The sequence below is a fragment of the Conyzicola lurida genome (assembly GCF_014204935.1).
GTDB lineage: Bacteria > Actinomycetota > Actinomycetes > Actinomycetales > Microbacteriaceae > Conyzicola > Conyzicola lurida.
Genome location: NZ_JACHMJ010000001.1, coordinates 1,319,409 through 1,332,046, shown reverse-complemented (window position 1 = coordinate 1,332,046; position 12,638 = coordinate 1,319,409). Strand labels below are relative to the sequence as shown.

Annotated in this window: 10 protein-coding genes; all 10 read right to left on the bottom strand. The window is 69.2% G+C overall.

All coding sequences use genetic code 11. The features are described 5' to 3' along the window. Window positions 1-131: 131 nt before the first annotated feature. The 10 genes from murC to rsmH all read right to left on the bottom strand — a co-directional run bounded on the left by murC (window position 132) and on the right by rsmH (window position 12,585). Window positions 132-1,532, bottom strand: coding sequence for a UDP-N-acetylmuramate--L-alanine ligase (gene murC, locus HD599_RS06400; protein ID WP_184234867.1), 1,401 nt, complete (start codon window positions 1,530-1,532; stop codon window positions 132-134). Then, complete coding sequence (locus HD599_RS06395; protein WP_184234864.1) at window positions 1,519-2,673, bottom strand: glycosyltransferase; 1,155 nt, start codon at window positions 2,671-2,673, stop codon at window positions 1,519-1,521. Before HD599_RS06395 ends, murC begins: the two co-directional genes overlap by 14 nt. After that, complete coding sequence (ftsW, locus tag HD599_RS06390; RefSeq protein WP_184234860.1) at window positions 2,670-4,067, bottom strand: putative lipid II flippase FtsW; 1,398 nt, start codon at window positions 4,065-4,067, stop codon at window positions 2,670-2,672. Before ftsW ends, HD599_RS06395 begins: the two co-directional genes overlap by 4 nt. Further along, window positions 4,009-5,601 carry a UDP-N-acetylmuramoyl-L-alanine--D-glutamate ligase gene (gene murD, locus HD599_RS06385; RefSeq protein ID WP_184234857.1) on the bottom strand — a complete coding sequence of 531 codons (1,593 nt, stop codon included), beginning with the start codon at window positions 5,599-5,601 and terminating at the stop codon, window positions 4,009-4,011. Before murD ends, ftsW begins: the two co-directional genes overlap by 59 nt. After that, window positions 5,580-6,713 (bottom strand): phospho-N-acetylmuramoyl-pentapeptide-transferase, encoded by a 1,134-nt coding sequence (gene mraY, locus HD599_RS06380; RefSeq protein WP_184234855.1) that lies wholly within the window; start codon window positions 6,711-6,713, stop codon window positions 5,580-5,582. The genes murD and mraY overlap by 22 nt, the downstream gene beginning before the upstream one ends. Beyond that, the gene (locus HD599_RS06375; protein ID WP_184234852.1) at window positions 6,710-7,615 is read right to left on the bottom strand and encodes a UDP-N-acetylmuramoyl-tripeptide--D-alanyl-D-alanine ligase; all 906 of its coding nucleotides are present in this window, start codon (window positions 7,613-7,615) and stop codon (window positions 6,710-6,712) included. The genes mraY and HD599_RS06375 overlap by 4 nt, the downstream gene beginning before the upstream one ends. Beyond that, window positions 7,612-9,156 (bottom strand): UDP-N-acetylmuramyl-tripeptide synthetase, encoded by a 1,545-nt coding sequence (locus HD599_RS06370; RefSeq protein ID WP_184234849.1) that lies wholly within the window; start codon window positions 9,154-9,156, stop codon window positions 7,612-7,614. Before HD599_RS06370 ends, HD599_RS06375 begins: the two co-directional genes overlap by 4 nt. 46 nt (window positions 9,157-9,202) lie before the next feature. Continuing rightward, window positions 9,203-10,966 carry a peptidoglycan D,D-transpeptidase FtsI family protein gene (locus tag HD599_RS06365; protein WP_343061924.1) on the bottom strand — a complete coding sequence of 588 codons (1,764 nt, stop codon included), beginning with the start codon at window positions 10,964-10,966 and terminating at the stop codon, window positions 9,203-9,205. 66 nt (window positions 10,967-11,032) lie between these two features. Next, on the bottom strand, window positions 11,033-11,635 hold the full coding sequence (gene ftsL, locus HD599_RS06360) for a cell division protein FtsL (RefSeq protein WP_184234846.1): 603 nt from the start codon (window positions 11,633-11,635) through the stop codon (window positions 11,033-11,035). Then, entirely contained in the window at window positions 11,632-12,585 is a 954-nt protein-coding gene (gene rsmH / locus HD599_RS06355; protein ID WP_184234843.1) for a 16S rRNA (cytosine(1402)-N(4))-methyltransferase RsmH, read from the bottom strand. Before rsmH ends, ftsL begins: the two co-directional genes overlap by 4 nt. Between the last annotated feature and the right edge of the window lie 53 nt (window positions 12,586-12,638).

The window sequence follows — 12,638 nt, the reverse complement described above, 5'->3', positions numbered from 1 at the left end:
GGGCTGCACAGGCGGCACGGGCTGTGCCGGCTGCGTGGCCGGCTTGTCGCCGCGGCGACGCCGGCCCGTGGGGGTGTCGTCGCTGCCGGGTGCGGGTGGGTCGAAACCCTCGGGACGCTTCATCGGACGGGTTACTCGGAGAGGGCGTCGAGGACCTGCGGCACGATGCGGTACACGTCACCACAGCTCAGCGTCATGATGATGTCGCCCTCGCGTGCGATCTCGGCGGCGTGGTCGGCGGCGGCCTGCCAGTCGGGCAGGTAGCTCACGCGCGACGGGTCGACGAAACGCTCGGAGACGAGCGCCCCGGTGACGCCGGGCACGGGGTCCTCGCGGGCTCCGTACACGTCGAGCACGATCGTCGCGTCGGCGAGCTCCTCGTAGACCTTGGCGAAGTCGCCGGCCATGAGCTGCGTGCGGCTGTAGAGGTGCGGCTGGTGAATAGCGATCAGGCGTCCGCTGCCGACGACGCTGCGCGCCGCGGACAGGGCAGCGGCGACCTCGGTCGGGTGGTGCGCGTAGTCGTCGTAGACGCTGACACCGCGCACGACCCCGTGCAGTTCGAAGCGACGCTCGGTGCCACCGAAGAGTTCGATTCCGGCGAGCACGTCGGACGGGTCGAAGCCGAGTCCGACGAGCACGGCGAAGGCGCCCGCGGCGTTCAGCGCGTTGTGCACGCCGGGGACGCGGAGGCGGGCGGCGTAGTCGACGCCCTGCCAGGTCACGGTGAACGCGACGGGCCCGTCGGCCACGATCGAGTGGATGCGCACGTCGGCCGCGGCATCCTCGCCGAAGGTGACGATGCGCGGCGCATCGGCGACCTCGCGCAGGGCACCGGTGACGCGCACGGCGCCGGCGTCGTCGCTCGAAATCACGACGAGTTCGCGCGCCGTCGACGTGAATTCGACGAACGCCTCGTCGAACGCCTCGTGGCTGCCGTAGAGGTCGAGGTGGTCGGCGTCGACGTTGGTGACGAGGGCGACGGCCTTGTCGTAGAGCAGGAACGACCGGTCGGACTCGTCGGCTTCGATGACGAACAGTTCGCCCGATCCGGCCGCGGCACTCGTGCCGATCGACTGGATGACGCCGCCGTTGACGAAACTGGGGTCGGCGCCGAGCTCGAGCAGCGCCGTGATGATCATGCCGGTCGACGTGGTCTTGCCGTGCGCTCCGGCGACCGCGATGAGGCGCTGGCCGTTGATGAGCCAGGCGAGCGCCTGCGAACGGTGCAGCACCGGGATACCGCGCTCGACCGCGAGCAGGTACTCGGGATTGTCCGGCCAGAGGGCGCCGGTGAAGACCAGAGCGTCGGCGTCGCCGAGATTGGATGCCGCGTGGCCGATGTGGACGGTCGCGCCGAGCTCGCGCAGGGCCTCCGTGTTGTGGTTCTCGCTGCGGTCCGAGCCGGTGACGGTGTGCCCGGCGGCGAGGAAGAGGCGGGCGATACCGCTCATGCCCGAGCCGCCGATTCCGACGAAGTGGACGGGTCCGAGCTCGCCGGGCAGGGCTTGAAAAAAGTCAGGATAGATCATCGGTGTCGATTTTACCGTTCGCGTCGTCGTCAGAGCTGGATGCCGCAGCGGGCTCGGGCTGCACGGGGTGCTCGGCCACCGCGCGGTCGATCAGGTCGACCATGCGGTCGGCGCCGTCGAGCACACCGGTCACGCCGGCGACCGCGGTCATCTCGGCGATGAGCGCCCGATCGAGCAGGAGCGGGACGAGCGTGGAGAGCACCCACTCCGGGGTGAAATCGGCGTCGGCGACGAGCACCGCTCCCCCGGCCTCGACCGCGTCCTTGGCGTTGAACCGCTGTTCGCCGTTGCCGACGGGGTACGGGATGTAGACGGCCGGCACACCGACCGCGGAGAATTCGCTCACCGTCGCGGATCCGGCGCGGGAGACGGCGAGGTCGGCGACGGCGATCGCCAGTTCCATGCGGTTGCAGTAGGGCAGCAGGCGGTAGCCGGCGAGTTTCGGGTCGACGATCTCCGACTTTTCGCCGGCGATGTGTACCACCTGCCAGCCGGCGCCGAGGATGAAGGTGATCGCCTCGGACACCGTGGTGTTGATGTGACGCGCTCCGCTGGAGCCGCCGGTGACGAGCAGGGTGGGCTTTCCCTCGTCGAGGCCGAAGTACTTCAGCGCCGTCGCCCGCTCGGCGCGACGGTCGAGACGTTCGACCTCGACGCGCAGGGGCATACCGACGAGGGTCTTGCCGCGGAGGCGGGTGCTCTGGAAGGCGACCCCGACGTAGCGGGTGACCCAGCTGCCGAGGCGGTTGGCGATGCCCGGCTTGGCGTTGGCCTCGTGCACGACCAGCGGCACCTTCTCCCGCCAGGCGGCGATGTAGGCGGGGGCCGAGGCGTAGCCGCCGAACCCGACGACGACGTCGACTCCACGGTCGCGGATCAGGGCGCGGGTCTCGTCGACCGCGGCACGGAACGCCGCCGGGAACTTCAGCGCCGCGGCACTCGGGCGACGCGGGAACGGGAGGCGCGCGATGGTGACCAGTTCGTAGCCGCGTTCGGGCACGAGGCGTGCCTCGAGCCCCTCGCGGGTTCCGAGGACGACGACCGCGGCATCCTCGTGTCTGTCGGAAATGCGGTCGGCGGTCGCCAGCAGCGGGTTGACGTGGCCGGCGGTGCCGCCGCCCGCCAGAAGATAGGTGGTCACGAGGTGCGCCTCTCTCGCACCGGACGTGCACGCTGGGCGGCCGCGAGGCGCGAACGCTCGGCCGGGGTCTGCTCGACGGGACGGTCGGAACGGGTGGAGGGATCGGGTCCGTCGGCCGGGGCCGGGTGTTCCCTCGCGAAGGAGAGCACCACGCCGATGGCGAGCAGGGTCGAGATGAGGGCCGTGCCTCCCGCGGAGGTCAGCGGGAGCGGCACACCGAGCACCGGGAGCACACCGAGCACCACCGCGATGTTGACCAGGGCCTGGCCGATCACCCAGATGCCGACGCCGGCGGTGACGATGCGGGCGAACGGGTCGGAGTTGGCGCGGAGGATGCGCACGAACGACAGGGCGAGCACGATGAACAGGGCCAGCACGACGATCGCGCCGATCAGGCCGAGTTCCTCGCCGATGATCGCGAAGATGTAGTCGTTGTCGGCTTCGGGCAGCCACGACCACTTGGCCTTGGAATTGCCGAGACCGACGCCGAAGATGCCGCCGGACGCGAGCGCCCAGAGCCCGTGCGTGGGCTGCCAGCAGAAGTTCTCGTACTGCTCGGGGGTGCAGCCGTTGATCCAGGCGCCGATGCGCTCCGTCCGCGACGAGCTCGCGAACGCGATGACGAGGCCGAAGAACGAGAGCACCCCGACCGCGAGGGCGAGGAAGCGCAGCTTGATACCGGCGAAGAAGAGCGCGCCGAGCACAATCGACAGCATGATGACCGCGGTTCCGAGGTCGTTACCGACGAGGACCAGTCCGATGGCGAGGCCGGCGACCGGGCCGATAGGCAGCAGGACGTGCTTCCAGTCGGCCAACAGGTGCTGCTTCGACACGAGCACGGATGCGACCCAGACGATGAGCGCGAGCTTGAGGAGCTCGGATGGCTGCGCGGTGAAGCCGGCGATCTTGATCCAGTTCTGGTTTCCGCCGTAGCCCCAGCCGAGCGGGGTGAAGACGAGCAGCTGCAGGCCGACGCCCAGCGCGATGGCCGGCCAGGCCCAACGCTTCCAGAACGAGATCGGCATCCGGGAGGCGAACAGCATCACGGGCACGCCGATGAGGGCGAACAGTCCCTGGCGGGAGAACGAGGCGAAGAAGTCGTTGCTCTCGAGGTGCGACTCGACCGACGAGGACGACAGCACCATGACGAGACCGAACACGACGAGGAACAGCGTCGTGCCGAGCAGGAGGAAGAAGTTGCCGGTTTCCGCGGCGAAGATCTTGCGCACGCCCACCGTGATGGTGGAGGGACGGGATGCCGCGGGCTGGTCGGCACCCGCCGCGGGCGGGGTACGACGTGCCGCGGGCGGGTTGCCCGCCGGTCGAGTCGGCCGCTTAGGCGGTTGGGGCCCCTGGTTCGCCTGCCCCGTGCCCGGATTCCGAGTGGTCGTCATCCGCTGCACCTCCTGCACTGTCGTCTGCTGAACTGTCTGATGGGCTACGCAACTGATCGAGGACCGCCGCTGCGAAGCGACGCCCGCGGTCTCCGTAGTCGGTGAACTGATCCATGGATGCCGCTGCCGGAGCCAGGAGCACGGTGTCCCCCGGTCGCGCAGCAGCCGCCGACAAGCGCACGACCTCTGGCATTACGTCATCAGTGTCCGTCGCGGCCACCTCAAAGACCGGGAGCCCCGGCGCGTGTCGCTCGAATGCCTCGCGAAGCTCCGTGCGGTCGACACCGATGATGACCGCCGCGGCGAGCCGGGCGGCCTGCCGCTCGACCAGCCGGCTGACGTCGACGCCCTTGAGCAGGCCGCCGACGACCCAGACGACGCGCTCGAAGGCGCGCAACGACGCCTCGGCGGCGTGCGGGTTGGTGGCCTTCGAGTCGTCGACCCAGAGCACGCCGTCGGCTTCGAGGACCGTCTCGGTGCGGTGGTGGTCGATGCGGAAGGTCGCGAGGGCGTCCCGGATGACGGCGGGTGCGACCCCGTAGGCACGCACCAGGGCGGATGCGGCGAGCACGTTCGAGACGGAGTGCGGCGCCGCGAGACCCGCGGCCGCGAGCTCGCCGTGGGTGGTCAGTTCGAACGCCGAGTTGCGGCGGTCGTCGTGGAACGCGCGGTCGACGATGATGCCGTCGACGACTCCGAGGTCGCTCGGACCCGGTGCACCCGTTCCGAAACCGATGGCGCGGCATCCCTCGACCACGTCGGCCTCTTCGACCATGTGCATGGTCGCCTCGTCGGCGAGGTTGTAGACGGCCGCGATGCGGGTGTTGTCGTAGACCTTGCCCTTGGCCGCCGCGTAGGCGTCGGCAGAGCCGTGCCAGTCGAGGTGGTCGTCGGCGAGGTTCAGGCAGACGCTCGCGAGCGGCGAGAGCGAGCCCTCGGGCGTCTGGTTGATCCAGTGCAGCTGGTAGCTGGACAGCTCGACGACGAGCACGTCGAAGCCGATCGGGTCGCGCACGGCGTCGAGCACCGGCACGCCGATGTTGCCGACCGCGGCCACGCGGTGTCCGGCGGCGGCCAGAAGATGGGTGGCGAGCTGCACGGTCGTGGTCTTGCCGTTGGTTCCGGTGACCGTGATCCACTCGGCGGCGCGCACCTTGTCGCGCACCCGCCAGGCCAGCTCGATGTCGCCCCAGACGGGGATGCCCGTCGCGGCGGCCCAGAGCAGCACGGCGTGGTCGGGGTGGAAGCCGGGCGAGACGATCACCAGTTCCGGGTCGAACTCGGCGAGCCGCGGGGGTACCGCGTCGAGCCCCGGGACCTCGAGCAGTTCGGCACCGATGACGCCGAGCAGGTCGGCGTGCTCCTCGGGTGCCTTCGCGGCGACGACGAGGACGGTGGCCCCGAGTTCGACGAGTGTGTCGGCCGCGGCGAATCCGGTCATGCCGAGTCCGAGCACCGCGACGCGCAGGCCCTTCCAGTCGGCGTGCCAGCTGGTGAGAGTTGTCAGATCGGTCACGGTCGGGCCAACGCCCATTCGACGTAGAAGATTCCGATGCCCGCGGCGACGAACAGGCCGGCGATGATCCAGAACCTCACCACGACGGTGATCTCGGCCCAGCCCTTGAGTTCGAAGTGGTGGTGCAGCGGGCTCATCAGGAAGATGCGCTTGCCCTTGGTGAGCTTGAAGTAGATGCGCTGCAGGATCACCGAACCGGTGACGATGAGGAACAGTCCGCCGATGAAGACGAGCAGCAGGTCGGTGCGGCTGAGGATGGCGAGGGCGGCGAGTGCGCCGCCGAGGCCCAGCGAGCCGGTGTCGCCCATGAAGATCTGCGCCGGGCTGGTGTTCCACCAGAGGAAGCCGATGAGGCTTCCCACGATGCAGGCCGCGATGACCGCGAGGTCGAGCGGGTCGCGCACCTGGTAGCAGCGGAACGAGTTCTCGACGCTCTCCTGCACGTTCACGTTGTAGCAGGACTGGTTGTTCTGCCAGAAGCCGATGAAGATGTACGACGTGAAGGCGAGGATCGACGCGCCGGTCGCGAGACCGTCGAGACCGTCGGCCACGTTGACGCCGTTCGAGGCGCTGACCACGATCACGATCGACCAGATGGCGAACAGGATGCCGCCGCCGATGAGCCCGAACGTGGCGAAGTCGAGCCACTCGATGTCACGGACGAACGAGATGTAGGTGTGCTGCACGCCGTCGAGGATCTTCGACACCGGCGTCAGGTCGTTCTCGTCGGGGAAGTTGAGCGCGATCACCGCGAAGATGGCGGCGACGATGACCTGGCCGAGGATCTTCGACCAGCCGCCGAGTCCGAGGCTGCGCTGGTTACGGGTCTTCAGGAAGTCGTCGAGGAAACCGACCGCGCCGAGGCCCACCATGAGGAACATGACCAGGAAGGCGACGAGGGTGAACGGCTCCCGCGCGATGAGGTGCCCGACGAAGTAGCCGAGCACCGCGCCGATGATGAACACGATGCCGCCCATGGTCGGCGTGCCGCGCTTGGCGTGGTGCGACTGCGGACCGTCGTCGCGGATGAACTGTCCCCAGCCGATGCGGTTGAACAGTTTGATGAACAGGGGCGTGGTGAGCAGAGTGAAGACCAGCGAGAAGGCCGCTCCGGTCAGGAGTGCGATCATGCGGACACGCTTTCGATTGTGGCGCCGAGAGCACGAAGCCGGTCGGAGAACGGAGACTTCACGAGGACGACGGTGTCGCTACCCCGCTCGGACAGTTGGTCAGTGAGCAAATCGTATGCCTCCTCGGCGGTGTCGACGAGCACCGACTCCCCGTCCCACGAACCTTCGAGGCCCGCCGCGTTGTGAATGTGCCGTGCCGACTGCCCGATGACGATGAGCGCGTCGATGTTGAGCCGCACGACGAGACGGCCGATGCGGTCGTGCTCCTCGCGCGATTCCTGCGGGCCGGTGCCGGCGGGCAGGTCGAGTTCGCCGAGCACGGCGATCGACCGGGCACTGTCGCGGGTGATCTCGGCGAGGGTCTTGAGGGCCTCCGTCGTGGAGAGGGGCGTCAGGTCGTACCCGTCGTCGATGAGGCGCCGGCCGTGGGCGGATGCCGCGGTCTCGAGGTTCCCGCTCTCGGCGGAGGTGACCGCGGCGAGGGCCGCGACGGCGGTCTCGGGCGGCAGGCCGAGCTGCAGCCCGACCTCGAGCGCGGCGAGGGCGGCGGGCACGTGCCGCTCGCCGACGAGGGCGAGACGCACGGGAAGCGCGACGCCGTGGCGCAGCGCGACGAAACCGGTTCCCTCGACGTCGACCGCGATGTCGGTGGCGCGGGTGTCGGCGCCGGCGGAGTACCCCACGGTGGCGACGGCGTGGTCGGCGCGGATCGTGGACCCGGCGGTGACGAGGGCCGCGTCATCCGCCAGCACCACGACGACCGGGTCGGTGGAGGGTACGAGCTCGCCGGGGTCGCCGAGAAGCACGATCACGTCGCGCTCCCCGGCGGCGGCCGCGACGACCGCGCCCACGAGGGCCGTCGTCGTCGCGAGTCCGCGGTGGGGCGCTACCTGGAGGCTCACGCCCAACCGGCTTCGCGCAGGGCGGCGCGCGCTTCTTCTCGCGCGGAGTACGGCGTGCGGACACCCTCGATGTCGCGGTAGTCCTGGTGGCCGGGGCCGGCCCAGAGGATCGAGTCGCCCTCGCCGGCGAGGCCGACGGCGGTGCGGATGGCGCTCTCGGGAGGGCTCACCTCGTGCAGCTCCGCCTCGTGCTCGGCCAGGTGCGCGCCCTCGACGAGTGTCGCGCGGATGGAGGCGGCGTTCTCGAAGCGCGGGTGGTGGTCGGTGATGACGAGGATGTCGGACCCCTCGGAGGCGACGCGGGCCATCTCGTGCCGCTTGGTGGCGTCGCGGTCGCCGTCGGCGCCGAACACCATGACGACCTTGCCGCGGGTGAACGTGCGCACGGCGGCGAGCGTGTTGAGGAAGGCGTCGGGGCTGTGACCGAAGTCGACGAACACGGCGGGGCCGCGGTCGCCCGAGACGCGCTCGGTGCGGCCGGGCAGGTACGCCTCGATGCCCCCGGACTTCTCCAGTGCGGCGGCGATCTCGTCGAGCTCGAAGCCGGCCTCGACCAGCATGACGATGGCGAGCGCTCCGTTGGCGGCCATGTGGCGGCCGATGATCGGCACGCGGCTCGACAGTTCGCGTCCGTCGGGCGCGGTGAGGGTGAACGCCGTGAACGCGGCCTCCTCGGCCGTGATGTCGACGTTCCAGTCCCCCACGACGCCGGGCGTCGACGAGATGGTGGTGACCGGGATGCCGGCTTCCTCCACGACGCGCGCGCCGTACGGGGAATCGAGCGAGATCACGCCGCGCGTGCCGCGGTCGGGCTGGAAGAGCGGCAGCTTCGCCTGGAAATACTCCTCCATGTCGGCGTAGTCGTCGAGGTGGTCGTGGCTCAGGTTGGTGAACCCGACGACGTCGAAGACGATGCCGTCGACCCGGTGGCGGCTGAGCGCCTGCGCGCTGACCTCGATAACGACGGCGTCGACGGCGCTCTCGCGCATGCGGGCGAGCAGGGCGTGCATCTCGCTCGCCTCGGGGGTGGTCAGGCGGCTGACGACGACGAGGTCGCCGATGTGTCGCTCCGCGGTCGAGCTGAGACCGGTGGTGCGGCCGAGCTGCTTGAGGATGCCGTCGAGCAGGTAGGAGACGCTGGTCTTGCCGTTGGTCCCGGTGGTGCCGAATCGCAGCGGCGGGTTGACGTTCGTGTCGTAGACCCAGGCGGCGATGGCACCGAGCGCGGCGCGGGGCGAGTCGACGACGAGGATGGGCAGACCGGTGTCTGCCGCGAGTTCGGCACCGGCGGCGTCGGTCAGCACGGCCACGGCGCCGCCCGCCTTGGCCTGAGCCGCGTACTTCGCGCCATGGCTGTTCGCTCCCGGCATCCCGACGTACAGGTCCCCCGCGTGCAGGTCACCCGTGCTGAGGGTGATGCCGGTGATCTCGATACCGTCGAGAGAGCCGCGCGATTCGAGCGCGAACTCGGTCGCCAGCGCCGTGAGGGGTTTGGCCGACGGATGCTCCGGTCGAAGTACCGGGGGAATCCTGGCGGTCACGCGATGCTCATTTCTGCGGGTTCTCGTTTCACGTTTGTAGTGGGTCTCACCACGTGAGGGGCAACAGCGGCGAGGGTTCGTCCGACGGTGCGATCCGGAAAGACTTGATCACCTGGGTCGTGATCTTCTTGAAAGTGGTCGAGACGGCGCTCGACGTCTTTATCGTATCCGGCTTGGCGAAGGTCACGACAATCGCGTACTCCGGTGCTTCGGCGGGCACGAGGCCTGCTATGGAGATGATGCGGTCGGAGCCGTAACCGGTGGAGTCGGCGACCTCGGCGGTACCGGTCTTGGCCGCGACGCGGTAGCCCGGGATGCTCAGTTCGTTGCTCAGACCGCCCTGGGTGACGACGTTCTCCATCATGGCGACGGTCTGGTCGGCGGCGGACTCGGAGACGACCTGCACGCCCTCGGTGGAGGGGAGGTCGGTCCAGGTGCCGTCGGCCCACTCGCAGCCCTCGACGAGGGTGAGGGGCATCCGCACCCCGCCGTTGCCGAGCGCCTGGTAGGCGGATGCCATCTGCGCCGAGGTGGCGGACATGCCCTGTCCGAACTGCACCGCGTAGTTGGTGACGGCGTCCCAGCGGTCGGTAGAGAGGATGTCGCCGGCGGACTCGCCCTGGAAGTCCACGGCCGTCTTCTGGTTCAGGCCGAACTTCAGCATGTAGTCGCGACGCGTCTCCTTGTCGGGAAGCAGGTCGGTCAGGTACGAGGTACCGGTGTTCGAGGAGTTGGTGAGCACGCCGGCCGCGGTGTACGGGATGTCGGCGTGGGCCCAGGCGTCCTTGATGTAGGAGCCGTTGCCGAGGTCGCGACGGCCGGGGGCGGTGACCTCGGTCGTCGGTGTGATGACACCGGCGTCGAGCAGCGACGCTACGGTGAGCGCCTTCATTGTCGAGCCGGGCTCGAACGGGGAGGTGAAGGCGCGGGAACCCAGATCGGAGCTCGTCACGCCGTCGACGTTGTTCGGGTCGACCGAGGGGTAGTCGGCGACCGTCATCAGGTGGCCGTCGCTCACGCGGACGACGACGATGGTTCCCCAGTCGGCGCCGAGTTCGACGGACCGCTCGGCGAGGATCTGCTGGGCGTACCACTGCAGGTCCTTGTCGATCGTGGTGTGCAGGGTTCCGCCGTCTTTGGCTTCCTCGGTGGTGACCGTGCTGCCGGGGATGCGGATGCCGTCGGCGCCGCGCTCGTAGGTGCTGGTGCCGTTCGTGCTGCCGACGCAGGAGTCGGCGGTGGTCTCGAGGCCGTTCTGCGGGCCGTCGGTGCCGACGAAGCCGACGAGGTTGCCGGCGACCGCGCCGTTCGGGTAGGTGCGCGCGGGGTGGAGCACGTCGTAGATCCAGGGGATGTCGAGTTCGCGCACCTTGGTGAGCACCTCGAGGGTCATCTCCTTGGCCACGTAGGTGAAGTTGGACTCGGGGTCGCTGGTGAGGGCGGTGGTGATGTCGGCGACGGGCACGGCGGTCACCTCGGCGAGTTCGGCGATCGCCTCCTGCACGGTCACCTCGACGCGGGTCTCGCCGTCGTCGGCCAGCCGGGTGAACGGGTTGACGAGCAGGGGCGACGCGGTGATGTCGAAACGGTCGACGCTGTCGGCGAGCACGGCGCCGTTGGTGTCGACGATATTGCCGCGCGAGCCGTACGTGGTCTGTTGCACGGACCGCTTCTCGAGCGACTGGGCGTTCAGATCGGCGGCGCGCACGACCTGGATGTCAACGAGCCGCACCACGAACACGGCGACGACCGCGAAGATGACGATGATCGCGATTCCGACTCGACGTTTGGACTTGCGCGCATCATTCACTACTGGGTTCCTTACCGTTGACTCCCGCGACGGATCTGGAGCGTTCCGGGGCGGGTGGCCGGGTTCTTAGCGGGTGACCGGTGAGGGCAACGCCACGGGAGTCGACGCTACCGATCCCTCGGCCGCGACGGTCGAAGGCGCGCCAGTGGTCGCGGTAGTCGCGGCGGTGTCGCCGGAAGCATCCGCGGGGGTAGCCGCCGTGACGAGCGGGACGGAGCCGAGCAGGGAGTTCGGGACGAGGCTGCCGCCGCCGACCACGGTCGCGCCGGTTCCGGCCGCCGTCTCGGTGCCGACGATGGCGCCGTCCGAGAGACGTAGGTAGACGGGAGCCGTGTCGCCGAGCGTCATGCCGAGCGACTCGGCCTGGGTGGCGAGGTTCTGCGGCGACGCCAGCAGGTCGATCTGCTCGTTGAGGGCGGCTTCCTCGCGGGTGAGGTCGCGCTGGCTCGTCTGCAGGGCGGCGATGCTGTACGCGCCGTCGGAGACGACGATGCTCAGCAGCAGCTGGGCGATGAAGATGGCGAACATGGCCGAGATGGTGACCACCGCGTAGACGACGCGGGGACGCGCCTTGCGCTGCTCACGGCTCGACACGATCTCGATGTGGCGCGGGTGCTGCTCCTCGCGCGGGGCGGTCAGTGGCGTGGCGAAGGCGAGGTTGGTGCTCACTTGGTTCTCCTCAGTCGTTCAGCGGCACGAAGACGCACGGGGGTTGCACGGGGGTTGACGGCCTTCTCGGCGTCGGAGGCGAGTTCTGCGCCACGCACGAGGAGCTTCAGTTCGGGGCGGTGCTCCGGGAGTTCCACCGGGAGCCCGGCCGGGGCGGTCGAGGCGGAACGGGCGGCGAGCACGCGCTTGACGATGCGGTCTTCGAGCGACTGGTAGGAGAGGACGACGATGCGGCCGCCGACCTCGAGCGTGTCGATCGCGGCGGGGATCGCGCGTTCGAGCACGGACAGTTCCTGGTTGACCTCGATGCGCAGGGCCTGGAACACGCGCTTGGCCGGGTGGCCGGCGCGCTGCACAGCCGCGGGAGTGGCCGCGATGATGACCTCGACGAGCTGCGACGAGCGGACGAAGGGCTCGATCTCGCGGCGCTGCACGATCTTGCTGGCGTAGCGCGGTGCGAGCTTCTCTTCGCCGTAGTCGTAGAAGATGCGGCGCAGTTCGAATTCGCTGTATTCGGCGAGGATCTTCTCCGCGGTGAGCGGTGAGGTCGCGTCCATGCGCATGTCGAGCGGCGCGTCCTTGGAGTAGGAGAAACCGCGGTCAACCTCGTCGAGCTGCAGCGACGAGACGCCGAGGTCGAACAGGTAGGCAGATACCTCGTCGATGCCGAGGGTTTTCAGCGCGGCCGGGATCTCGTCGTAGACGGAGTGCACGAGGTGCACCCGGTCGCCGAACGGGGCGAGCCGCTTGCCCGCGATGGCGAGGGCGTCGGTGTCGCGGTCGATGCCGACGAAGGTGATGTCCGGGAACCGGGTGAGGAACGCTTCGGCGTGCCCGCCCATCCCCAGAGTGCCGTCGACGAGCACGGCGCCGTCGCGCTGGAGCGCGGGGCCGAGAAGCTCGATCGAGCGTTCGAGGTTCACCGGGATGTGGATGTCGTTGTCGTTCATAGGAAATCGGAATCGAGATCGCTGGCGGTGATCCCCATCCGGTCCGACCTGAC